Genomic DNA, 21,479 nt, shown 5'->3' on the forward strand with positions numbered 1-21,479 from the left:
CAACCACCGTCCGCACACAAGCCTCGCTGGTATGACGCCAGCCGAATATGCTAACCGGTCAAAGGAAGACCAAAACCTGAACAGAGCTAACCTAAATTAGCGGACTCTAAGGGGAGCAGGTCAAAATTAGTTGCTGGGATTTAGTGGAGGCGAATATCGTAATCGAACCAGTGCCCACGGAAATGGCCTGTCCCGTCCCCGGTGCCGAATCCAAGACCGACTGGCTGCACTGTTCTGGGGCAGCTTCTCAAAACGAACAAAGGGGCCACTTCTGTAAACAGAAGGCTCCCAAACTCACCCAAGATGATGAAAGTTCCATTCTTGCCCGGCAAAAGTGCCAAGTCTCGCTGGATAATTGCCAACTCTCGCCGGATGTCACAAACAGTAGCGTTGGCTGGGGTGGTAGGATTCGAACCTACGATACACGGTACCAAAAACCGATGCCTTACCACTTGGCTACACCCCAACGGTGATGGGTCTTCTACTTATACGCATCGGGACGTGCAAGCGTTTGTGCCGCGGTTTTTCCCAAAATATTGAACGACGCGCCGAGCCGTCTTGTGGTCGTCTTAGATGGCTGCTGCAAGACCGGTCAGGCCGTGCGATCGACGCGGTTGACGGTTTCGGCGACGGACATCAATGCGGCGTAATATTCCAGATCGTCCGATAGATAGTGTCGCAGGTTTTTTACACCCTGTTCGGACAGCGGCGGCGCCGCACCATATTGGTTGCGGTGAGCCGAGATGTCATCTTGGGGGAAGTCAGGCACCGGTCCCAAGTCGAATTTTTTGGCAAATGCGCGAAAATCGGCCTCGACGCTGGCCTGGCGCAGGATGAAAGCGGGTTTGCGGTAGATCAACGCGCCATGCATGTCATCGAGCACATCCACAAGACGGCGGCGGATATGGCCGATGCTGCGCATGGCGATGATAGCAGGGAGTGGATCATCGGCGGACAGGGCCTCTGCCAGGTCGTTCGCCTCCGGGAAGCGGTCGAAACACCACGCTTCCTTAGAGCTCCAATCCTGGTAATGCCGCGGTTGGCCCTTGCGTTTGCGGCTGTAGAACCCACTGTAAAACCGATCAAGCGGTTCCCGAATGGCAAAGAGATATTGCGCGTCTTTCGGCAGGTCGGACAAGGAAACCTTGTGCTTGTGCAGTACGAATTTGGCCTTCCCGTCCAACCGGCTATTCATGGCCTTCATGACAGACTTGGTTGCCGTGCCCGCCGTCTTTCCGATGTGCAAATAGTGGAACCGCGTGCGAAACATGGGTCCTCTATCGCGCCCTGCCCCACGACAAACAACCAAAAAGCTGGCAAGCACCGAAATAAAAACGGGCCACTCCCGAAGAAATGGCCCGTTCCGATGACGTTGATGGTGGGTTTAGCGCTTGGAGAACTGGAAGCTCTTCCGCGCCTTGGCCTTACCGTATTTCTTCCGCTCGACGACCCGGCTGTCGCGGGTCAGAAAACCTGCGGCCTTGAGCGCGCCGCGCAAGGACGGATCGTAAAGCTGGAGTGCTTTGGAGATGCCGTGCTTGACCGCGCCAGCTTGACCCGACAGACCACCGCCTTTGACGGTCGCAGTGACGTCAAATTCGTCCTCTCGACCGGCAACTTCGAACGGCTGGCGCAGGATCATCTGCAGCACAGGCCGGGCGAAATAGGTCTTGATCTCTTTGCCATTCACCGTGACCTTGCCTGAGCCCGGGCGGATCCAGACGCGGGCCACCGCATCCTTGCGCTTGCCGGTGGCGTAGGAGCGGCCCAGCTCGTCCCGGACGGGATCCCGCGGGGTCATGGTCTCGACCACAACGGCGGCTTCCGTACCTTCGACGGCCGCGTTGAGCTCTTCGAGCGATTTGATCTCTTCAGCCATGTCTTATGCGCTCCGGGTGTTTTTCTTGTTCATGGACCGAACGTCCAATGTTTGGGGGTCCTGCGCCTCATGCGGATGCTCACCACCTGCATAAACACGCAGGTTGGTCATCTGGTGGCGGGACAGCTTGTTGCCGGGCAGCATCCGCTTGACGGCCTGGGTTACGACACGCTCGGGGTGCTTGCCCTCAAGGATCTGCCCCGTGGTACGGCTCTTAATGCCGCCCGGATAGCCCGTGTGCCAATAGTTCGGCTTCATGCGTTTGTTGCCGGTCAACTGCACCTTGTCGGCGTTGATGACGATGACGTTGTCGCCCATATCCATATGCGGCGTAAACGTGGCCTTATGCTTGCCACGCAGACGGTTGGCGACGATCGAGGCCAGACGACCCAGAACGATGCCTTCGGCGTCGATCAGGATCCACTTCTTCTCAATATCCGCCGGTGTTGCGGTGAACGTTTTCATGTTTCTTGCCCTGGAATTCATGCGGTTGGCCAAACGACCGGTATCAGATGGCGTGTTTTAAGGATACCACCGCCCAAGTCAACACATGATGCGCTCGATTAAATAAGCCAAAACAATGCTTTACAAATACGGTATAAATATACCCCATGTTTATTTGATATTTACCCCACGGCACAAATGTGACCCAAGGGCTGCCTTTGCGTTTTGAAATATAAGAATTTGGTCAGCTGTACCGACGGCGCAGCACAGCCAGGCCGCCAAATGCCGCCAGCAGCAAGGGCAAGCTAGCCGGCAGCGGCACGGCTGTGACCTGCCCCGGTTGATCCGGCAGATCACCGCGGAACGGCTGAAGATGCAGTTCACCATTTGTCAGGCTGATCTCACGCGCCAGAACCGATCCTTCGGTGCTGCCACCAAAGCCCGAGATAAACGCGTTGGGTGCCAAAACAGACCCGATGATGGCCGAATTCACCTGTAGCGTCTCCGCTTCGTAGAAGTTCCACAGGATCTGGGTCGCGGCACTTTTGCCACCGCTAGCATTCATCCCATAGGTCCCCGCTGTCCCGGACACATTGACGATGACCGTCTCGTCCTGATCCACGTCCGCCAGAAACGTGCCGCTCGACAGCTGATCCAATGAGACATTCAGGATCGTGACGCGGGAGGCATCCCAATTGTCACCCTCGGACTGGATGGCGTTGTTCAGCGCGTCAAAGCGTTTCTGGTTCGGGTCGGCAAACACAAGATCCTCGCCCGTCAGACCGGACAGATAGGCAGAATAGCTGACGATACCGGCGAAATCGATTTGGGGAAACTTGGCCTCAAATGCCAGATCACCGGATTGGCCGCTGGTCACGGTGTTAAAGTTGTTCAGGCCGGAATAGCTTCCGCCGACAAACGTTTCCAGGTTACCGCCGCTTTGCTCGATCTGGGTGTTGGCATCGCCACCGATGACAATCTCACCACGACCCGAAATCTTGCCGATGGTCGCGTTGCCCAAGACCACGACATTCTGATTGGGGCCATTCGGAAGGTCGGCCACAAACCCGGTCTGGATCTGGCTGCCGGTGAGGTCACCGCCCACGTAAAGGCGACCCTCGACCTCCTGCTGGCTGTTGAAATCGCCGGACGACACCGCGTTATAGATGGTCAGTATCTGTTCGACATCAACCGACGCGGCCTGGCCCAGGCCAGCGCAAATGATCAGCGGCAATGCAGTCAAACAACGGAGCATGGCGTGATACCTCGAAAGCGTTGAGACGCGTGTCCTTGCCACGCGCGGTTATCCGGTAATTAACCGTGCCATCGGGGCATTTCAAAGGCGGGAACGCGTCAGAACGCAGGGGCGCATGGTGAGGTAACTGCCCTAATTCCCCTTGTTTTCAGGATTGTTTGGGGGCCGGGGGGATGGCATAGGTTAATCCAGCCCGCGCCACCACCTGTGGCTGACCGTCCGAAAATAACATCGCATCGCCAACGGCCAATTGACGGCCCAGTTTCAGCAGCCGGGCCTCACAGACAAGATCCGCGTCCCGTGCCGGTTTGCGCATGAAATCGATGCTGCAATTCGTCGTCACCGCCAAGGCGACAGGGCCCAGCCGGGACAGGATCGCCAGGTAAATGGCGACATCGGCCAAGGCAAACATCGACGGGCCAGAGACCGTTCCGCCAGGGCGCAGATGCCGATCCCCGACCCGCAATCGTACGCGCAGGCTGTCTGGATCCAGGTGATCGATGGCAAAGTCATCACCGACCTGCGGGAAATCCCGCTCCAGGAACGTCTCAAGCTCGGCAATCGTCATCTTCAGTGCCTCGGCCATCGCTTCCCCTTCCGCGCCATCTGGCTTACGCTGCCGCCAAAGAAGGGAAATAACAAGATGAGCGAGCCGGTACTGTTGCGTGAAGATACGGGGCCGATCCGACGGTTGACCCTGAATCGACCCGCGGCCCTGAATGCCCTGTCCGATGAGCTGCTGGCAGCCCTGCAAACCGAAATCGATGCGCTCCATGACGCGCCGACCATCCGCGCCGTCATCATCCGCGGTGCGGGCAAGGTGTTTTGCGCGGGCCATGACCTGCGCGAAATGCAGGCGGGGCGGCAATCAAAGGACGGCGGGCAGGCGTATTTCGCCGATCTGTTCAGCCGCTGCACCGCGGTCATGACCGGCTTGCAACAGATCCCGCAGCCCGTAATCGCCCAGATCCATGGCATCGCCACCGCTGCGGGATGCCAGTTGGTGGCCAGTTGCGATATGGCCGTCGCCACGCGGGAAACCCGGTTTGGGGTGAATGGCGTGAATATCGGCCTGTTTTGTTCCACACCCATGGTCGCGCTCAGCCGCAATATCCCGCGCAAGCAGGCGTTCGAGATGCTGACGACCGGCCAGTTCATCTCTGCCGACCGGGCCGAGGCGTTGGGCCTGATCAACCGGGCCACCGATCCCGGTGCCGAAGAGGCCGCAGCCCTCGATCTGGCACAGGTGGTGGCCGACAAACTGACTGCCGCGGTCAAGGTCGGCAAGCGGGCGTTTTATGAACAGCTTCAGATGCCGTTGGACGAAGCCTATGCCCATACCGGCGCCGTGATGGTCGACAACATGTTGTGGCGCGACACGGATGAAGGCATCACCGCCTTCCTTGAAAAGCGCCCGCCCGATTGGGCCGGTCACAACTGAATGATCCCAATCCTGATCCTGGCCGCAGGGCAATCCAGCCGAATGCGCGGCACGGACAAGCTGCTGGAAACCGTGGATGGGGTACCCTTGCTCCGCCATCAGGCGATCACCGCGCTGAACGTATCGGACCCGGTATTGATCACCCTGCCCCAACCGCCCCACCCCCGCCACGACCTGCTGGCGGATCTGGCGGTGACACCCGTCCCGTTGCCAGACGGTCCGATGGACATGTCAGCCAGCCTCAGGGCCGGGATCGACGCATTGCCGCGCGAAGCCACAGGCGTGCTGGTGCATCTCGCCGACATGCCGGACGTCACCGAAACCGATCTGCGCACCATCATAGGAGCCACCCGGGATCACCCCGGACCACTCATCTGGCGCGCAACGACAGCACATGGCGTGCCGGGCCACCCGATCCTGTTCGACGCGGCACTCTTTCCCCGGTTTGCGGATCTGCACGGGGATCGCGGGGCAAGATCTGTTATCGAGGCGGAACGGGCCCAGGTGCACCACGTCCTGCTTCCGCACAACCACGCCATCACCGACCTTGATACGCCCGAAGACTGGCAAAATTGGCGGGATCGCGCCGGTCGCTAGGACCCCAAAGCGGGTTGGCCACAACTTCGACAAAGTCAGATCGAAGTTTCACCTTTTTACCTCTCTACCGTCCACCTCAAGCGGCCAGACCGATCCGGGGCACGACCCTTGATGCGGGAATACCGGCCTGGAGCTTGACCCCGCCCCGGCGGATCCATGGTCAAGCAGCGCAAGGGTTGTGACCATGGCCTCCCCCTTGGTCACAACACCCCCGATTTGCACGATCTGCGAAGGTGCTCATATCACGCGCGCTGCCAGGATGGCCATGCGGCGCTCCTCCAACCAACGGCGCGACGGCACATCCGTGGCCAGCACAATCGCGCGATCATAGGCGGTGGCAGCCTGACTCACGTCACCGGACCTGGCCAACAGATGCGCCCGCACGGCCCAGGCCGGTTGGAAACCTGCAACTGCCTCGGGCGCGATCTGGTCCAGCAGTGCCAAGCCCTGAACTGGGCCCGCATCTTCCCCCACGGCGGCCGCATGGCTGACAGCTGCACCGACGGTTGGATAAAGCTGGCGCAACCCGGCATAAAGCTGGGACAGCGCGCGCCAATCCGTCTGACCGGAGACCGCGCGTGCCGCGTGAACCGACTGGATCGCCGCCTCCAGCTGGAACCGGCCCATCCGCTTGGCCTGCGCGGCCCGGGTCAGCAAATGGGCGGCCTGATCAATCAATGAGGTATCCCACAGCGCCGTATCCTGTTCCGGCACCGGCACCAGCATCCCGTCGCGCAACCGGGCCGGCTCCCGCGCGATGACAAAACAGATCAACGCCTGCAGCCCAAGCGCTTCGGGATCAGGCGCGCTCAGATGGGCGGCCAGGGTGGCAAGATAGGCGGCCTCCTGGCGCAGATCATCCGGACCGCCCACAGACAGCCAATCCAACGAGAACGCGCCATAGATCGCCTCCAGAACAGCGGTCAGTCGGTTGGGTTCGGTCGCCTCATCGGGAAGGCGGAACGGAATGCGCGCCGCCTTGATCTTGCGTTTGACCCGGACCAGACGCTGCGCCATGGCATTGGGAGAGATCAGGAAGGCCGCGCCGATCCGGTCCGCCTCCAACCCCAACACGGTTTGCAGCATCAGCGGGGTATGGAGCGCGGGGTCAATGGCCGGATGCGCACAGACGAACATCAGCTTCAGGCGCTCATCGGGGATGGCTTCATGGGGATCAGCGGCCGTGGCAGGCTCCTCGGGCAGGGCATCACAAGGGTCGACACGGGCGGCTTTGCGCCTCATATCGATCAATCGGCGGCGCGCCGTGGTCAGCAGCCAGGCCTCTGGCTGGTCGGGAATGCCGGTGCGCGGCCAGTGATCCAGCGCGCGGGCCAATGCGTCGGCCAAGGCATCCTCCGCCCCGGCAATATCGCTCGCGCGCGCCGACAGGATCGCCAAAAGCCGTCCATAGGAGGCGCACATAACCTCGGTAATGCGCGCCTCGACACCTGTATTCACGCGCTGCCCATGGCAGAGGCGCGGACCTCAACCTTGCCGGTCCGGGCTGCCGGGCATTTCGCCGCCCAATCCAGCGCCGCATCCAGATCCGCCACATCAATCGTGAAAAATCCGCCCAAGGTCTCCTTCGTCTCGGCAAAGGGGCCGTCTTGAATACGCGTCCCGCCATGCTTCAGCGTGACCGTCGTCGCAGTGTCGGCGGGGTGCAGCCAATCGGTATCGATAAACACACCAGCCTCCTGCAAGGCAGCGATATAAGCGCCGTAAATCTCTTTCTCGCGCTCCCAATCCTCGGGGGTCATATCGGCGATATCGGCGGGGTCGGTATAAAGTAAAAGTGTGTAACGCATGGTCATGTCCCTCTTCATGCTCGTTTAGGCATTAGCCAGATTTTTCAGGCCTTGATCGAAAGTCTTGCCCATCATGCCATCCATGAACAGGCCCAAGACGCGGGCAACCGGGTTCATTCCCATATGGATATCCATATCCCAGGTGACTTTGCTGCCACCGTCGACCGGGGTGACCTGGATGGATTGGGTGGGTTTCCCCCTCGCGCCCAGATCAATCGAGTAGGTGACAGAGGTTTCAGTAAGCGCCGTAACCGTCTGGGCCCCCTTGCCTTCCTTGCCCGCAAAGCGGAAGCCCGAGCCGATACCGGCATCGGGACCAAACAGGTCGATCTTCAGGTTGGGATCGCTGTTCTTGTAAGGGTTGAATGTCTGATACCCTGCGTTTGACGCGACCAGCGCCATCACGGCCTCAGGCGGTTTGGGCACGAATGCCGTCCGCTCCACATGGACGTGCGCAGGGATCAGGTAGGTCGCCAGGACAGCGGCGGTCAATATGCCGCCGCCGACCATCAGGGTTTGTGTCAGTGTCATCTGTCTCTCCTGTCATGGGGAAAGCAACAGCGCTTTCACTGACATGACGGGCGAGCGACCGGTCAATCGACACTTCACCAAAAAAAATCGAAACTTTTTTCTTTGCCCTTGACGTTGCTAAGATTTTTCTGCGGGAATCATCCGGTAAATGGTGCCATTGCCCACCGACATGAACCAGATTGAACCGTCGGGCGCTTCCCGGATATCCCGGATCCGATCCGTTTCGGGCGTCTCGATGCGTTCGACCTCCGTCTTGGCGGCATCGCCTTCCAGCCGGGAGATCAGGCCAAATTTCAATGAGCCGACAAACAGGTCACCCTCCCATTCGGGCCAAAGCGTGCCGGAATAGAACATCATGCCAGAGGGTGCGATGGACGGATCCCAGTAATGGCTGGGTTGCTGCATCCCCGCCTTTTCGGTCCCTTCCCCGATTTTCTGGCCGGAATAGTGGCGACCATAGGAAATCACGGGCCAGCCGTAATTCGTGCCCTTTTGCACCAGATTGACCTCATCGCCACCCTGTGCGCCATGTTCGTTGACCCAAAGCTGCCCACTGGCATCCAAGGCAGCCCCTTGCGGATTGCGATGGCCATAGGACCAGATCTCCGGCTGGGCGCCATCGGTGCCGGCGAACGGATTGTCCGATGGAACCGCCCCATCACGGCTGACCCGGATGACAGAGCCGTTCTCGCGCCCTAGATCCTGTGCCGCGGGCCGATCCCCCCGATCCCCAATCGTCAGATAGACAAATCCATCCGTCCCCTCGACGATCCGTGATCCGAAATGCCGCCCACCGTCGGACCCCGGATCCATCTCATACACCGTCTGGACGCCGTCCAGCTGACCGCCATCCGCGCTGAGCGTGCCTACATCCAGGGCCGTGCCCGCGCCGCGCCCCTGCTGTTTGGCGTAGCTCAGGTAGATCTGACGGGTTTCGGCAAAATCGCGCGGCACCATCACATCCAGCAACCCGCCCTGCCCCTGGGCGACGACATCCGGCACGCCAGCGACCTCCTGGCGGGTTCCATCACCTGCAATATGCCAAAGTCGCCCGTTGCGTTCCGTGACAAGAACACAGCCATCGGGCAAAAATCCCATGGCCCAGGGTTCGTTCAAATCCGTAATCACGGGAGTGATCGAAACCGGGCCCGACTGGATCTGCCGGGTCTCGGCGGTCAACGGCAAGGCGGCTAGCAGGCCAGCGGCAAGGGCAAAGGTCAGTCGCATGAAGGATCCCTGTGTTACTTGTTGATTTATAAATAGTGGCGCTGGCGCTGGCTTCGACCCCGCTCAAGCCGTCGTGAGCCCCAATTCCCGCCAACCAACGCTTTTCATTTCGCAAGGAGCCTTCTAACCTTCGCGCCGGGACGAAAAGATCCGATAGGGAGACGGAAATGAAAAAGTTTTTGCTTGCCGCTTCAGCGACGGCACTGATGTCGGGTGCGGCTTACGCGGATGGTCACGCCAACGAGGTCAAGCTGGGCATCATCCTGGGCTATACCGGACCAATTGAATCGCTCGTGCCCTCGATGGCCGGTGCTGCCAAACTGGCCATGACAGAAGTGACTGAAAGCGGCGCGCTGCTGGATGGCGCAACGGTGACCCCGGTCGAAGGTGACAGCACCTGTGTGGACAATGCCGCGGCCTTGGCCGTGGCCGAGCGCCAGGTGACAGCCGAAGGGGTGAACGGGATCGTCGGTGGGGACTGCTCCGGTGTGACCGGGGCGATCCTGGCCAATGTGGCTTTGCCAAACGGCATGGTCATGATCTCCCCCTCCGCCACGTCGCCTGCCCTGTCCACGGTCGAGGATAACGACCTGTTCTTTCGCACGGCCCCATCCGATGCCCGCGAAGGCGAGGTCATGACAGAGATCCTGATGGATCGCGGGTTCAAATCCGTGGCACTGACCTACACCAACAACGATTACGGCAAGGGTCTGGCGGATGCGTTCCAGTCGTCCTTTGAGGCTGCGGGGGGCGAGGTCACGCTCTCTGCTGCCCACGAAGACGGCAAGGCTGACTACTCCGCCGAAGTGGGCGCGCTGGCCTCTGCGGGAGGGGATATCCTGGTCGTGGCCGGATATCTGGATCAAGGCGGCCTGGGTGTGATCCGCGCGGCGCTGGATAGCGGGGCGTTCGAACAGTTCGTACTGCCAGGCGGCATGGTGGGCGACAGCATCACCGCCGCGTTGGGCACCGATCTGGATGGCTCCTTTGGGCAAATTGCCGGATCCGACAGCGAAGGCGCGCAGATCCTGGCCAAGATGGCCGAAGAGGCCGGCTTTGACGGCACCTCCGCCTATGCGCCCGAAAGCTATGACGCGGCCGCACTTTTCATGCTGGCCATGCAGGCGGCCGGATCAAAGGAACCGGGCGATTACGGCCCCAAGATCCTTGAAGTGGCCAATGCGCCTGGCGAAAAGATCAATCCCGGCGAATTGGCGAAAGCCCTGGAAATCCTCAAGGAAGGTGGCGAGATCGATTATGTCGGTGCCACCGATGTGGAACTGATCGGCCCGGGCGAGAATGCCGGCTCCTACCGTGAGGTGGATGTCAAGGGCGGCGCGTTCGAGACGACGGGCTACCGCTAAACAAGGTTGGTCCGCGGGCCGCTCAGGCCTGCGGACCCCGACAGGATATCAGCTCATGATCGCGGTCCATGACCTGCACAAGCACTTCGGCGGCTTCCATGCCGTTGACGGGGCATCGCTTGAGATTGCCGAAGGGTCGATCACCGGCCTGATCGGCCCCAACGGTGCAGGAAAAACCACCCTTTTCAATGTGATCGCGGGCGTTCTTGAACCGACATCCGGCCGGGTCACGATGGCCGGTGAGGATATCACCGGCTTGCCGCCCCATAAACTATTCCACCGGGGGCTGTTGCGAACCTTCCAGATTGCCCACGAGTTTAGCTCGATGACGGTGCGGGAAAACCTGATGATGGTGCCTGCGGGCCAGGCCGGTGAAGGCCTGCTGAATGCCTGGTTCCGGCGCGGACAGATCGCCCAGGAAGAGGCCACCTTGTTGAAGAAGGCCGATGAAGTCCTTGATTTTCTGACGATAAGTCACCTTAAGGATGAAAAGGCTGGCAATCTGTCTGGCGGACAGAAAAAGCTGCTTGAGTTGGGCCGCACCATGATGGTCGATGCCCGCATCGTCTTTCTGGATGAGGTTGGTGCGGGCGTGAACCGCACGCTTTTGAACACGATCGGCGACGCGATCCTGCGGCTGAACAAAGAACGTGGCTACACCTTTTGCATGATCGAGCATGACATGGATTTCATCGGGCGGCTCTGTGATCCGGTCATCGTCATGGCGGAAGGACATGTCCTGGCAACGGGCACAATTGCCGAGATCAAGGCCAATGAGCAGGTGATCGAGGCGTATCTGGGCACCGGCCTGAAGAACAAGGTGACGGCCGCCTATGGCTGATTTCGAGCAACGCATATCCCATGCACAAACCATGCATAAGGCAGATGTACCGGATGTGCTTTGTGGTCGGTTGTGCACCCTGACGCCCCCGACGCGCCTGTGGCTGTTTCGGGAGCCTCCGGCGGGAGTATTTCTGACAAAAAGAAAATGGGAGGGTGAGCTGTGAGTGGCGACCCGGTGCTGATTGGGGATGCCATGACCGGCGGCTATGGGAGTGGCGCCGATATCCTGCATGGGTGCACCGTGGCGGTCGAGCGGGGGCAGATTGCCGTCATCGTGGGGCCCAATGGAGCGGGTAAGTCCACGGCGATGAAAGCCGTGTTTGGCATGCTCGTTGTCCGCGACGGGGCGGTGCGGCTGGACGGGGAGGATATCACCACATTGACGCCCCAGGCCCGCGTGGCAAAAGGCATGGCCTTTGTGCCCCAGACATCGAACATCTTTACCTCGATGACCGTGGAAGAGAACCTTGAAATGGGGGCATTCCTGCGCCGCGACGATATCGGCCAAACCATGGGGCAGGTCTATGATCTGTTCCCGATCCTGCGCGACAAGCGGCGGCAGGCGGCGGGTGAGTTGTCCGGCGGGCAGCGCCAGCAGGTGGCCGTGGGGCGGGCGCTGATGACCCAACCCTCTGTGCTGATGCTGGATGAGCCGACGGCCGGGGTCAGCCCCATCGTGATGGATGAATTGTTCGACCGGATCATCGAAGTGGCCCGGACCGGGATCAGCATCCTGATGGTCGAGCAGAATGCCCGCCAGGCCCTGGAGATTGCCGACCGGGGATATGTCCTGGTGCAAGGGCGCAATGCCTTTACCGGAACCGGCGCGGAATTGCTGGCCGATGACGAGGTCAGGCGGAGTTTTTTAGGCGGATGATGCGGGCGACAGATCTGGCATCGGCAGCTTTGACCTGCCCGTCAATCGCACCACGGGCGGCCACCCGGATACCTGCGCAAGTTTGGCGACGGGCGGGCGCTGTAACCGGGTTGGACCTCAACTCGGCCCGCCTGCAGTCACACTCTGACGGTTGTGCCGTTTGTGACCCCCTTCCACATACCTCGACAGGATTTACACAACATGACCGATATCGGCCGTTGCGAGTTGACGCCATGAGAGTGCTGAGCCTGATCGTGCTTCTGGCCCCGTTTCCTGCTGCTGCCGAAAGCTTGTTCTGCGTGTTCAAGACCGAATGCCTGAACCAGGAGGCCTGCGCCACCACCGAATACGGGTTCGAGATCATTCGCGAAGACGGCGTGGCCCGGATCGAGACACCGGCCGAGACCCTGATCGCCGCCGAGGTCGAAGGGGAAAGCGCCGATGTGCACGCCTATGCAACGCCGCTGGGACCGTCGGGGGTGCATCTGGTCACCGTCTTTGCCGGCGGTGCTGCGGTCTATACCAACCACACCTGGTTCGATGAGCCGTTTGCCATCACCTATCATGGCAGTTGCGAGGGCGACCTGTGAGGGGGATGCTCCTCCTTTTGCTGGTCACGGTGGCGCTGCCTGCCGCCGCGGCCACCCGCCATTGCCAGATCAGCGCGGTGTGCCAGGGAACCTGTGTGGAACTGACCGCGCTGCTGGTGGCGGAGACGGATCCGGCGACAGCGCCCGCGATTATCGCGCCCATTATGGACAGCGTTCTGTTGATCGCCGATGCGCGCTTGCTGCCGGGGGATGCTGTGCCGCCCCGGATCCGCACGATCCTGGAGCGGGAATATGGCCCCCTGCCCGACAACGCGGTCATTCTGACGGATGGCGCGATCCGCGTCCCGCCGAACGGTCGGGGACTGTCCGGTGCGGTGCGGCTGGGTCCGCCGCTGTTTGGCATGGTTCGGTATTATGAAGCGCCCGATGGCACGCTGGACCTGATCAGCGGGGCCGGTTTGCTGCAACGAACGGCCACAGGCACCTGTGGAGACCGATCGTGACCGATATCCTGAACGCCTTTGTCGCGCTGTCGAATTTCGTGCTGATCCCTGCCATCGCCTATGGCTCCCAACTGGCCCTGGGCGCGCTGGGGGTAACGCTGATCTATGGAATCCTGCGCTTTTCGAACTTCGCCCATGGCGACACCATGGCCTTTGGCACCATGGTCACGATCCTGGTGACATGGGGGTTGCAGGCCGCTGGTGTGTCGTTCGGGGTGCTGCCCACGGCCGTGCTGGCCCTGCCCATCGGGATCGCGGTGACCGCGGGGATGCTGCTGGGCACCGACCGTGTCGTCTATCGTTTTTACCGGGCGCAGCGGGCCAAGCCGGTCATTCTGGTCATCGTCTCCATGGGGGTGATGTTCATCATGAACGGGCTGGTCCGCTTTGTGATCGGGCCCAATGACCAACGCTTTGCCGATGGGGAACGCTTCATCATCTCGGCCCGTGATTTCAGGGCCTGGTCGGGGTTGAACGAGGGGCTGGCATTTCGCACCTCCCAAGGGATCACGATTGTTACGGCCATCGTGGTCGTGGCCCTGTTATTCTGGTTTCTCAACAAGACACGCACGGGCAAATCGATGCGCGCCTTTTCGGATAACGAGGATCTGGCGCTGCTGTCGGGCATCAACCCCGAACGGGTCGTGATGTATACTTGGGTGATCGTGGCCGCATTGGCGACCGTGGCGGGCGTGCTTTACGGGTTGGACAAGTCGTTCAAGCCCTTCACCTATTTCCAGTTGCTGCTGCCGATCTTTGCCTCGGCCGTGGTGGGTGGGTTGGGCAACCCCCTGGGTGCGATCGGAGGCGGCTTTGTCATCGCCTTTTCCGAAGTTGCAGTGACCTATGCATTCAAGAAAGTGCTGGGATATCTGATGCCCGAAGGATTTGAGCCAAATACGCTGGTTCAGTTGTTGAGCACGGATTACAAACTGGCCGTCTCCTTTGCCCTGCTGGTCATCGTGCTGCTGTTCAAACCGACGGGTCTGTTCAAGGGGAAGGCGATATGAAGAACGCGCTTTTGTTCGTCGCGGTCTTTGCCCTCTTTGTGGGCACGGGTTTTGTCCAAAGCTGGAACACGGCGCTGGCCATTTTCAACATGGGGCTGATATCGGCCATCTTGGCTTTGGGGGTGAACCTGCAATGGGGCTATGCAGGTTTGTTCAATATTGGGATCATGGGATTTGTGGCCCTGGGCGGGCTGGCCTCGGTCATCGTGACGATGCCCCCCACGACCGAGGCCTGGGAGGCTGGCGGCGGTCGGATGATCGCAGCCCTGGCCGTCGGTGCTGCGACCGTCCTGGGCGCCATCCTGTCCCGCCAGCGTCTGCCACGGGGATGGGCGCGGACCTTGGCCATGTTGGGGATCATCGTTGCGGGTTTTCTGATCTACCGGTCCCTCTTTGATCCCGCCCGCGACGCGATCGAGGCGGTCAATCCCGCAGGCACAGGCTATCTGGGCGGGTTGGGATTGCCAGCGTTGGTCGCCTGGCCCGTAGGTGCGGCCCTTGCCGCCGGGGCGGCATGGATCGTCGGAAAGACAGCCCTGGGTCTGCGGTCCGATTATCTGGCTATTGCGACATTGGGCATTGCAGAGATCATCGTCGCCGTCCTGAAAAACGAAGACTGGCTGAGCCGCGGTGTCAAGAACGTGGTTGGCCTGCCGCGCCCCGTTCCCTACGAGATCGAATTGCAAAATACGCCAGCCTTCGTGGCCCAGGCACAAAGCTGGGGTGCCGATCCCGTTGCCCTGTCCGCGATTGCCGTGAAGCTGGCCTATATGGGGATCTTCGCTGGCATCCTGATCACCCTGATCGGGCTGGCGCAGATGGCGCTGAACTCCCCATGGGGCCGAATGATGCGGGCGATCCGCGACAATGAGGTCGCCGCTGGCGCCATGGGCAAGAATGTTAAGGGACGCCACCTTCAGATCTTTATCCTCGGCTCCGCCATCTGCGGGTTGGCGGGTGCCATGATGACCACACTGGACAGTCAGTTCACCCCGGCCTCATACCAACCGCTGCGGTTCACATTCCTTGTGTGGGTGATGGTGATCGTCGGCGGGTCCGGCAACAATCTGGGGTCGGTCCTGGGGGGCTTTCTCATCTGGTGGCTATGGGTCCAGGTGGAGCCGCTGGGGGCCGGGCTGATGCAGGTCCTGACTTTTCCGCTGCCCGATGGATCAGCGTTGAAAGATCACCTGCTGGGCAGTGTCCAACATATGCGGCTACTGACGATGGGCCTTGTCCTGCTTCTGGTGCTCAGGTTCAGCCCACGGGGATTGATCCCGGAAAAGTGACCAGGCCGTTCCGACCCATAATGAGGATCAGGATGGCGCGCTTTGAAACGTCGAGGCATCAAAGGTCATAGAGCTGACTGAACTTGGTTTCCAGATACCGCAGCAACGGTTGCACACTTGGCGCCCCGCCCGTGGCGCGGGTGATCAGATCCACAGGCCGGTACAGGCCGCCATGGCGCTGGACATGGTCGCGCAACCAGCCGGTGGCAGAGCTTGTGTTGCCCGCAGCCAGTTCCGCATCCAGATCTGGGACAGCTTTGCCGAGGCTTTCATAAAGGCATCCGGCATAGACGTTGCCCAGGGTATAGGTCGGGAAATAGCCAATCAGACCGACGCTCCAATGGACATCCTGCAAGACCCCGTTTGAAGGTGTGTCGACCGCGACACCAAAATCTGCGGCAAAGCGATCGTTCCAGGCACCGGGCAGATCGTCCACGCTCAGATCACCGGTCAAAAGAGCCTGCTCCAGGTCAAACCGCATCATGACATGCAGGTTGTAATGCACCTCATCGGCTTCTGTCCGGATGAAACCCGGACGAACGCCGTTGACGGCGGCGTAAAAGGCATCTGCATCGGCGACGCCAAACGCCCCGTAAACCTCGACCATGCGAGCATAAAGCCAACCGGTAAAGGCGCGGCTTCGGCCCAACTGGTTTTCGTAGATCCGGCTTTGGCTTTCATGGACGCCCATGGAAACGCCGCAGCCCAGGGGGGTGAGGGCATATTGATCTTCGATCCCCTGTTCATAGCTGGCATGGCCGACTTCGTGGATCGTCGAATAAAAACAGTTGAACGGATCGGCGGGATCGGTCCGCGTGGTGATGCGGACATCCGAGCCGGAGCCGGACGAAAAAGGGTGAACAGCCCGGTCGATACGCCCCCGGTTCAGGTCATAGCCAAAGGCGCGTGCCAGGGTTTGCGATAGCTTGAACTGTTCATCCGTATCGAAGGAGCCCTGCAAGCGCGGCATGTCACGGGTCGATCCCAGGATCTTTTCGCGCAACGCCACAAGACCGGGGCGCAAGTCATCGAACATCACACCGATGGAGGCCGCCGTGGCCCCCGGTTCATAATCGTCCAGCAGCGCATCATAAAGGGAGCCGCCATCGGCCAAGGCAGCCGCCTCTTCCTGCTTCAGGGCGATGACCCGGCTCAGACTGGGGGCGAACTGGCTGAAATCTTCGGCCGCGCGCGCCTGGGCCCAGATCCCCTGGGCCAGGCTGGTTTCGCGTGCCAGCTCCGCACTCAACCGCGCAGGCAACTTGGTGGCGCGGTCATAGCTGCGGCGAATCTCCCGCAATTGCGCCTGGGCCACGGGATCATCTGTTGTTGCCTGATCCAACCAATCGCCCACGCGCGGATCCGCACGGCGCCCATGCAGGATGCTCTCCAGCGCGGCCATCTCCTCGCTGCGCTGACCGGCCGCCCCGCGCGGCATCACGGTTTCCTGGTCCCAGCCCAATCGGCCGGCCACCTGCCCCAACGCCGTCGTGTCGCGCTGAAAGGCCATCAGGTCATCATAGGCGGTCATGCCAACCCCTCCCGGACAGAGCCGACCCTGGGATAGGCCGACAGGAACCGCGCCCGCAGGATCAGGACCCATAGGATCACGGCAAGTAATTGATGCAGGATCGCAAAATACCAGACCGCCCCGTTCATGACCGTGACAATCCCCAGCACGATCTGGCCAAAAAGGATCACGGCGGCCCAGTCAAAGGCACGCCGCGTGCGCGCATGGGTGCTGCCACGCCCCTTCCACCAGACCAGCAGCCCCAATACCAGCAACAGGTAGCCGGCGATCCGGTGCATGAATTGCACAAGGCCCGCATCTTCGAAAAAGTTGCGCCAGATGGGCCGCAATTCCAGCGGATCAGGCGGCAGGAACCCACCGGCCATCAGCGGCCAGTCGATATAGGTGCGCCCGGCATCGATGCCCGCCACGAGGGCCCCCATCAGGATCTGCACAAAGGCCACGGCCAGGAAAACGCCACTGAGCGTCATCAAGCCCCGTTCGCGGATACGGCGCGCCTGCATCAAATCACGCTCTGCCCGGCCCATATGCAGGGTATACCAGGCGATGAAGCCCAGGATCACAAAGGCCAGCCCCAGATGCGTGGCCAGCCGGTAGGAGGCGACATCAAGCGCCTCTCCCGTCAATCCCGACGCGACCATCCACCAGCCAATCGCCCCTTGCGCCCCGCCCAGGGCACCCAGCAGAAACAACCGACCGGTCCACCCGGTGGGAATTTGCCGCGCCACCAGAAAGATCAGAAATCCCAGGGCCCAGACCAGGCCGATCACACGGCCCAATTGCCGATGCCCCCATTCCCACCAATAGATGACCTTGAACTCTCCCAGGCTCATCCCTTTGTTTTGCAACTGATATTCGGGAATGGCCTTGTATTTCTCAAACTCGCTGTCCCACGCGTCCGGCGTCAGCGGGGGCAACGCGCCTGTCACGGGCGCCCATTCTGTGATGGACAAGCCGCTATCGGTGAGCCGGGTCAGGCCGCCCACCTGGATCATCACGACGACCAAGGCAAACAGCAGGATCAACCAGGCGCGGATGGCGCCCCGTGCGCCCCGGCGCGCCTTGTCGATCAGCCCGGTTTGGGGGACGGCCAGCGGCGGCGCGGCCTCACCGACCTCTTCGAATATGCTGCGTTTGGTGGCCATGATGCTCTCCCTCTCAGGCGCGCAAGCTAGGCTGGGCACAGGGCGCCATCAAGGGCGCGGCCCCTGCGGCGGATTGCGCAACAGCTGCCGCAACATCCCATGCAACATCTGCACGTCGGACCGCGTCAGGGGCAAGCGGCCCCACATGTTGCGCAGAACGGTCTTCATCCCGTCGGCCTTGCTGTCGGGAAAGAAAAACCCGGCCTCCCCCAGGCGCTCTTCATAATGATCGCCCAGTTTTTCAACCTCGATCCCCGTGGCAAGGTCCACATCGGCAGCCGGTTGGGTCACCGCATCGCTGCGCCGCCCCCATTCATAGGCCATCAGCAGCACACATTGGGCGAGATTCAAGGAAAAGAACTGCGGATTGACGGGCACAGTGATGATCGCATTGGCGCGGGCCACATCCTCATTCTCCAGCCCGGCACGCTCCGGACCGAACAGAATGCCCACATTCTGGCCCGCACCCGCCATGTCCCGCGCCTGGGCCATGGCCTGTTCGGGTGTGAAAACGGGCTTTGTCAGGTCACGCGACCGGGCCGTGGTCGCAAAAACGTAGGTGCAGTCGTGAATGGCGTCTGGCAGTTGACCATGGACTGAGGCGCCATCTAACAGGCGCCCCGCCCCGCTGGCCAAGGCAACGGCGCGCTGATTGGGCCAGCCATCGCGCGGATCGACCAACCGCATCCGGCTGAGCCCGAAATTCCACATGGCCCGCGCGGCCCCACCGATATTTTCCCCCATCTGGGGGCGGACAAGGATGAAAACGGGCTCTGGCATGGCGCATCCTGTTGGAAGGGGCGAGGGCGATGTGATATCGGCGCGCCGCCCCGGGCGCAAGGGAGGCAGACCAGATGGCCAAGCACGGACAAGGCCGCTATAGCGGGGCAAAAGTCAAAAAGGATACCGGTCCGTGGCCGATGATGCGCATCCCCAGATCTATCTGATCTCTCCCCCCTCCATCGAGCTTTCGCAGTTCCCCGACGCGCTGGCCCGGGTGCTGGACAGCCGTCCGATTGCCTGCGTCCGGCTGGCGCTCAGCACCACGGATGAGGATATGCAATCGCGCGCCGGAGACCTGTGCCGCGACGTGTGCCACGCGCGGGATGTGGCCATCGTGGTGCAGGACCATGCCCGCCTGGCAGAGACGCTGGGCCTGGACGGTGTGCACTTGTCGGATGGGGCCCGCCAGGTGCGCAGCCTGCGCAGGGATCTGGGAGAGGATGCCATCGTTGGCGCCCATTGCCGCGCCTCGCGCCATGACGGGATGTCAGCGGGAGAGGCCGGTGCCGATTACGTGGCCTTTGGCCCGGTCAGCGTGGGATTGCTGGGCGACGGGACCACGGCGGATGACGACCTATTCGCCTGGTGGTCAGAGATGATCGAGGTGCCGGTGGTCGCAGAAGGCGGGCTGACCCCGGCCCGGGTCGCGGCCTTGGCAGGCCATACCGATTTTTTCGGGATCGGGGCAGAGATCTGGGATCAGGCAGACCCCACCGCGGCCCTGGCCACATTGTTGGCCGAGATCGACTAACGCGCTTGCTCTTCCACCACCTTAGGTTCTGCCGCGGACAGGCCCAGCCGCACGCTGTCTTCACTCCGGCGGGCCAATGCCTTGCGGTCAGGACAGTCAGCCACCGGGATGGGCGGGTGAAACTGCACCGTGACGCTGCCATGGCGGGGGGCGGTCAGCATCCGGATCAGGTGATCCCCAAACTCCATATCGCCCCACCAGCCGTAAAATCGCGGATCGACCCCGTCAGCGGCCCGGTAGATCAACGTGACCGGCTGGATATGCAGATCCGCGGGCAGTTGATCCGACAGGAACGCCTGGAACAGGGTCGATTTGAACGGCAGGACACGGCGCCCATCCGTGCTGGTGCCTTCGGGAAAGATCACAAGATGATGCCCGGCCGTCAGACGGTCCCGCAGGGAATTGGTGTGATCGCGCGCCTCGGCCCGGTTGCGCCGGATAAAGACGCTGCCTACGGCGCTGGCAAGCCAGCCGATGCCGGGCCAGCCCGCCACCTCGGCCTTGGACACGAAGTAGACATTCTGAAACGCATGGAGGGCAAAGATATCCAGCCAACTGGAATGGTTGGCCGCAATCGCGCCGGGATACACCATGGGCCGCCCCTGGCGCGCGATACGCAATCCGATGATCCAGAACAGGCAGCGGCCAAAGATCCGGGTGAGATAGGGCGTGACGGGCCTGCATAGCCCGAACACAGGCCGTTCGATCAGTCGCAGCGCCAGCAACGCCAGAAAGCAGACCATCAGCACCAGCAGCGCCGGGACACCGCGCCGGACCATGCGCAGGCGGTCGGCCAGTGTCAGCGCCGCCGGCCGTTCGGGGGGCTCGTCCGAATACCAGGTAACGCTCATGTCAGTCGCGATGGGCCGTTGGTATAGATCGCGCGCTGGCGTGGGCTGATCTGCGCCGTATCGGTCACCAGAAACACGTCTGTCGTGTTAAAGGCGTGGTCAATGAACGCCCCCTCCCCCACAAAACCACCCAGCCGCAGATAGGCCTTGATCAAGGCCGGGGTGGCCAGCATCGCCGCACGCCGGTCGATCTGATCGGGCGGCAACAGGTCCATGGGCGCAAACGCCTCTGGCTGGGTCCGGACCCGCAGATGCGGTGGTGCCAGATGGCGGTGATGCAAATAGGACAGCGGCTGTGCCAGGGCGGCGGTGTCGGTCCCGTGGAAACTGGCCACACCGAACAGCAGGTCGATCTGGTTGCGGATCACGTAATCCGCCAATCCCTGCCAAAGCTGATGCATGGCCGTACCGCCGCGATACTCGGCATGAACGCAGGACCGGCCCAGTTCCAGCAGGCTTTGCCCGGTCTGGTGCAGCGGCGTCAGGTCATATTCGTCCTCCGTGTAGAACCGCCCCGCCTCTGCCGCCTTCGCCCCCGTCAACAGCCGGTAGACCCCCACCACATGGTCCAGCGCCGCCGCATCCCGGCGCGTATCGATCAGCACCAGATGATCGTAATAGGGATCAAAACTGTCCCGCTCGAACCGGTGATCATGGTCCACCAGATCCCCATCGCCGCCCAATTCCTCCACGAATACGGCATAGCGCAGCCGCTGCGCCGCCAGCAGATCCGCCTCCTGCACGGCCAGGCGCAGCTCAAAAGACGTATGGTCGGGGGTCAGGCGCGTCATTCAGGTCT

At 61.5% G+C, this 21,479-nt stretch carries 24 protein-coding genes and 1 tRNA gene; 10 read left to right on the forward strand and 15 right to left on the reverse strand.

What is annotated here, in order from left to right; translation table 11 throughout:
- Positions 1–391: 391 nt before the first annotated feature.
- From IU397_RS08285 to IU397_RS08310, 6 genes are all read right to left on the reverse strand, one after another.
- Positions 392–466, reverse strand: a tRNA-Gln gene (locus tag IU397_RS08285).
- A 126-nt stretch (positions 467–592) separates the two neighbouring features.
- Positions 593–1,270 (reverse strand): sulfotransferase family 2 domain-containing protein, encoded by a 678-nt coding sequence (locus IU397_RS08290; protein ID WP_204412254.1) that lies wholly within the window; start codon positions 1,268–1,270, stop codon positions 593–595.
- Between the two features lie 114 nt (positions 1,271–1,384).
- Positions 1,385–1,879, reverse strand: a complete 495-nt coding sequence (rpsI, locus tag IU397_RS08295; protein WP_204412255.1) for a 30S ribosomal protein S9 — start codon at positions 1,877–1,879, stop codon at positions 1,385–1,387.
- Positions 1,880–1,882: 3 nt separating this feature from the next.
- On the reverse strand, positions 1,883–2,344 hold the full coding sequence (gene rplM / locus IU397_RS08300; protein WP_204412256.1) for a 50S ribosomal protein L13: 462 nt from the start codon (positions 2,342–2,344) through the stop codon (positions 1,883–1,885).
- Between the two features lie 223 nt (positions 2,345–2,567).
- Positions 2,568–3,578 (reverse strand): choice-of-anchor A family protein, encoded by a 1,011-nt coding sequence (locus IU397_RS08305; protein WP_204412257.1) that lies wholly within the window; start codon positions 3,576–3,578, stop codon positions 2,568–2,570.
- Positions 3,579–3,726: 148 nt separating this feature from the next.
- Positions 3,727–4,164: a PaaI family thioesterase gene (locus tag IU397_RS08310; RefSeq protein WP_204412258.1), complete on the reverse strand. Its 438-nt coding sequence runs from the start codon at positions 4,162–4,164 to the stop codon at positions 3,727–3,729.
- A 57-nt stretch (positions 4,165–4,221) separates the two neighbouring features.
- On the opposite strand from IU397_RS08310, the gene IU397_RS08315 reads away from it, so the two are divergent.
- Both IU397_RS08315 and IU397_RS08320 read left to right on the forward strand, forming a co-directional pair.
- A complete protein-coding gene (locus tag IU397_RS08315) occupies positions 4,222–5,019 on the forward strand; it encodes an enoyl-CoA hydratase (protein WP_204412259.1) in 798 nt (265 codons plus the stop codon).
- Positions 5,020–5,616, forward strand: coding sequence for an NTP transferase domain-containing protein (locus IU397_RS08320; protein WP_204412260.1), 597 nt, complete (start codon positions 5,020–5,022; stop codon positions 5,614–5,616).
- 237 nt (positions 5,617–5,853) lie between these two features.
- Here IU397_RS08320 and IU397_RS08325 read toward each other — a convergent pair whose 3' ends face one another.
- From IU397_RS08325 to IU397_RS08340, 4 genes are all read right to left on the reverse strand, one after another.
- Positions 5,854–7,074 (reverse strand): DUF6596 domain-containing protein, encoded by a 1,221-nt coding sequence (locus IU397_RS08325; protein ID WP_204412261.1) that lies wholly within the window; start codon positions 7,072–7,074, stop codon positions 5,854–5,856.
- Positions 7,071–7,424 (reverse strand): YciI family protein, encoded by a 354-nt coding sequence (locus IU397_RS08330; protein WP_204412262.1) that lies wholly within the window; start codon positions 7,422–7,424, stop codon positions 7,071–7,073. Before IU397_RS08330 ends, IU397_RS08325 begins: the two co-directional genes overlap by 4 nt.
- Before the next feature lie 24 nt (positions 7,425–7,448).
- Positions 7,449–7,955: an SRPBCC family protein gene (locus tag IU397_RS08335; protein ID WP_204412263.1), complete on the reverse strand. Its 507-nt coding sequence runs from the start codon at positions 7,953–7,955 to the stop codon at positions 7,449–7,451.
- Positions 7,956–8,072: 117 nt separating this feature from the next.
- On the reverse strand, positions 8,073–9,182 hold the full coding sequence (locus IU397_RS08340) for a PQQ-dependent sugar dehydrogenase (protein WP_204412264.1): 1,110 nt from the start codon (positions 9,180–9,182) through the stop codon (positions 8,073–8,075).
- 167 nt (positions 9,183–9,349) lie between these two features.
- On the opposite strand from IU397_RS08340, the gene IU397_RS08345 reads away from it, so the two are divergent.
- The 7 genes from IU397_RS08345 to IU397_RS08375 all read left to right on the forward strand — a co-directional run bounded on the left by IU397_RS08345 (position 9,350) and on the right by IU397_RS08375 (position 15,619).
- Positions 9,350–10,546 (forward strand): ABC transporter substrate-binding protein, encoded by a 1,197-nt coding sequence (locus IU397_RS08345; RefSeq protein WP_204412265.1) that lies wholly within the window; start codon positions 9,350–9,352, stop codon positions 10,544–10,546.
- A 55-nt stretch (positions 10,547–10,601) separates the two neighbouring features.
- A complete protein-coding gene (locus IU397_RS08350) occupies positions 10,602–11,387 on the forward strand; it encodes an ABC transporter ATP-binding protein (protein ID WP_204412266.1) in 786 nt (261 codons plus the stop codon).
- A 195-nt stretch (positions 11,388–11,582) separates the two neighbouring features.
- On the forward strand, positions 11,583–12,266 hold the full coding sequence (locus IU397_RS08355) for an ABC transporter ATP-binding protein (protein ID WP_204412759.1): 684 nt from the start codon (positions 11,583–11,585) through the stop codon (positions 12,264–12,266).
- A 233-nt stretch (positions 12,267–12,499) separates the two neighbouring features.
- The gene (locus IU397_RS08360) at positions 12,500–12,856 is read left to right on the forward strand and encodes a hypothetical protein (RefSeq protein ID WP_204412267.1); all 357 of its coding nucleotides are present in this window, start codon (positions 12,500–12,502) and stop codon (positions 12,854–12,856) included.
- Positions 12,857–12,861: 5 nt separating this feature from the next.
- The gene (locus tag IU397_RS08365; RefSeq protein ID WP_204412268.1) at positions 12,862–13,320 is read left to right on the forward strand and encodes a hypothetical protein; all 459 of its coding nucleotides are present in this window, start codon (positions 12,862–12,864) and stop codon (positions 13,318–13,320) included.
- The gene (locus IU397_RS08370; protein WP_204412269.1) at positions 13,317–14,330 is read left to right on the forward strand and encodes a branched-chain amino acid ABC transporter permease; all 1,014 of its coding nucleotides are present in this window, start codon (positions 13,317–13,319) and stop codon (positions 14,328–14,330) included. The genes IU397_RS08365 and IU397_RS08370 overlap by 4 nt, the downstream gene beginning before the upstream one ends.
- Entirely contained in the window at positions 14,327–15,619 is a 1,293-nt protein-coding gene (locus IU397_RS08375) for a branched-chain amino acid ABC transporter permease (protein WP_204412270.1), read from the forward strand. The genes IU397_RS08370 and IU397_RS08375 overlap by 4 nt, the downstream gene beginning before the upstream one ends.
- 58 nt (positions 15,620–15,677) lie before the next feature.
- Here the strand turns inward: IU397_RS08375 and IU397_RS08380 are convergent, their stop codons facing one another.
- From IU397_RS08380 to IU397_RS08390, 3 genes are read right to left on the reverse strand one after another with little or no spacing between them, the layout of a single operon-like run.
- The gene (locus IU397_RS08380; RefSeq protein ID WP_204412271.1) at positions 15,678–17,150 is read right to left on the reverse strand and encodes a carboxypeptidase M32; all 1,473 of its coding nucleotides are present in this window, start codon (positions 17,148–17,150) and stop codon (positions 15,678–15,680) included.
- Positions 17,147–18,295, reverse strand: a complete 1,149-nt coding sequence (gene ctaA, locus IU397_RS08385) for a heme A synthase (RefSeq protein WP_204412272.1) — start codon at positions 18,293–18,295, stop codon at positions 17,147–17,149. The genes IU397_RS08380 and ctaA overlap by 4 nt, the downstream gene beginning before the upstream one ends.
- Before the next feature lie 48 nt (positions 18,296–18,343).
- Positions 18,344–19,075, reverse strand: coding sequence for an RNA methyltransferase (locus IU397_RS08390; RefSeq protein WP_204412273.1), 732 nt, complete (start codon positions 19,073–19,075; stop codon positions 18,344–18,346).
- 133 nt (positions 19,076–19,208) lie between these two features.
- On the opposite strand from IU397_RS08390, the gene IU397_RS08395 reads away from it, so the two are divergent.
- Positions 19,209–19,829, forward strand: a complete 621-nt coding sequence (locus IU397_RS08395) for a thiamine phosphate synthase (RefSeq protein ID WP_204412274.1) — start codon at positions 19,209–19,211, stop codon at positions 19,827–19,829.
- Here IU397_RS08395 and IU397_RS08400 read toward each other — a convergent pair.
- Together IU397_RS08400 and IU397_RS08405 are read right to left on the reverse strand one after the other, a co-directional pair.
- The gene (locus IU397_RS08400; protein WP_204412275.1) at positions 19,826–20,680 is read right to left on the reverse strand and encodes a 1-acyl-sn-glycerol-3-phosphate acyltransferase; all 855 of its coding nucleotides are present in this window, start codon (positions 20,678–20,680) and stop codon (positions 19,826–19,828) included. The two genes, IU397_RS08395 and IU397_RS08400, sit on opposite strands and share 4 nt — an antisense overlap.
- Positions 20,677–21,471 carry a GNAT family N-acetyltransferase gene (locus IU397_RS08405; protein WP_204412276.1) on the reverse strand — a complete coding sequence of 265 codons (795 nt, stop codon included), beginning with the start codon at positions 21,469–21,471 and terminating at the stop codon, positions 20,677–20,679. Before IU397_RS08405 ends, IU397_RS08400 begins: the two co-directional genes overlap by 4 nt.
- Positions 21,472–21,479 lie beyond the last annotated feature (8 nt).

The organism is Actibacterium sp. 188UL27-1 (assembly GCF_016901225.1).
In the GTDB taxonomy this organism is placed as follows: domain Bacteria; phylum Pseudomonadota; class Alphaproteobacteria; order Rhodobacterales; family Rhodobacteraceae; genus 188UL27-1.

What these genes read in the sequence shown, in the direction of transcription:
- IU397_RS08405 (WP_204412276.1), bottom strand. Translation starts at nt 21,471, where the DNA reads ATGACGCGCCTGACCCCCGACCATACGTCTTTTGAGCTGCGCCTGGCC.
- IU397_RS08350 (WP_204412266.1), top strand. Translation starts at nt 10,602, where the DNA reads ATGATCGCGGTCCATGACCTGCACAAGCACTTCGGCGGCTTCCATGCC.
- IU397_RS08305 (WP_204412257.1), bottom strand. Translation starts at nt 3,578, where the DNA reads ATGCTCCGTTGTTTGACTGCATTGCCGCTGATCATTTGCGCTGGCCTG.
- IU397_RS08390 (WP_204412273.1), bottom strand. Translation starts at nt 19,075, where the DNA reads ATGCCAGAGCCCGTTTTCATCCTTGTCCGCCCCCAGATGGGGGAAAAT.
- ctaA (WP_204412272.1), bottom strand. Translation starts at nt 18,295, where the DNA reads ATGGCCACCAAACGCAGCATATTCGAAGAGGTCGGTGAGGCCGCGCCG.
- IU397_RS08380 (WP_204412271.1), bottom strand. Translation starts at nt 17,150, where the DNA reads ATGACCGCCTATGATGACCTGATGGCCTTTCAGCGCGACACGACGGCG.
- IU397_RS08360 (WP_204412267.1), top strand. Translation starts at nt 12,500, where the DNA reads ATGAGAGTGCTGAGCCTGATCGTGCTTCTGGCCCCGTTTCCTGCTGCT.
- IU397_RS08330 (WP_204412262.1), bottom strand. Translation starts at nt 7,424, where the DNA reads ATGCGTTACACACTTTTACTTTATACCGACCCCGCCGATATCGCCGAT.
- IU397_RS08355 (WP_204412759.1), top strand. Translation starts at nt 11,583, where the DNA reads ATGACCGGCGGCTATGGGAGTGGCGCCGATATCCTGCATGGGTGCACC.
- IU397_RS08310 (WP_204412258.1), bottom strand. Translation starts at nt 4,164, where the DNA reads ATGGCCGAGGCACTGAAGATGACGATTGCCGAGCTTGAGACGTTCCTG.
- rpsI (WP_204412255.1), bottom strand. Translation starts at nt 1,879, where the DNA reads ATGGCTGAAGAGATCAAATCGCTCGAAGAGCTCAACGCGGCCGTCGAA.
- IU397_RS08320 (WP_204412260.1), top strand. Translation starts at nt 5,020, where the DNA reads ATGATCCCAATCCTGATCCTGGCCGCAGGGCAATCCAGCCGAATGCGC.
- IU397_RS08335 (WP_204412263.1), bottom strand. Translation starts at nt 7,955, where the DNA reads ATGACACTGACACAAACCCTGATGGTCGGCGGCGGCATATTGACCGCC.
- IU397_RS08365 (WP_204412268.1), top strand. Translation starts at nt 12,862, where the DNA reads ATGCTCCTCCTTTTGCTGGTCACGGTGGCGCTGCCTGCCGCCGCGGCC.
- IU397_RS08375 (WP_204412270.1), top strand. Translation starts at nt 14,327, where the DNA reads ATGAAGAACGCGCTTTTGTTCGTCGCGGTCTTTGCCCTCTTTGTGGGC.
- IU397_RS08345 (WP_204412265.1), top strand. Translation starts at nt 9,350, where the DNA reads ATGAAAAAGTTTTTGCTTGCCGCTTCAGCGACGGCACTGATGTCGGGT.
- rplM (WP_204412256.1), bottom strand. Translation starts at nt 2,344, where the DNA reads ATGAAAACGTTCACCGCAACACCGGCGGATATTGAGAAGAAGTGGATC.
- IU397_RS08315 (WP_204412259.1), top strand. Translation starts at nt 4,222, where the DNA reads ATGAGCGAGCCGGTACTGTTGCGTGAAGATACGGGGCCGATCCGACGG.
- IU397_RS08400 (WP_204412275.1), bottom strand. Translation starts at nt 20,680, where the DNA reads ATGAGCGTTACCTGGTATTCGGACGAGCCCCCCGAACGGCCGGCGGCG.
- IU397_RS08340 (WP_204412264.1), bottom strand. Translation starts at nt 9,182, where the DNA reads ATGCGACTGACCTTTGCCCTTGCCGCTGGCCTGCTAGCCGCCTTGCCG.
- IU397_RS08290 (WP_204412254.1), bottom strand. Translation starts at nt 1,270, where the DNA reads ATGTTTCGCACGCGGTTCCACTATTTGCACATCGGAAAGACGGCGGGC.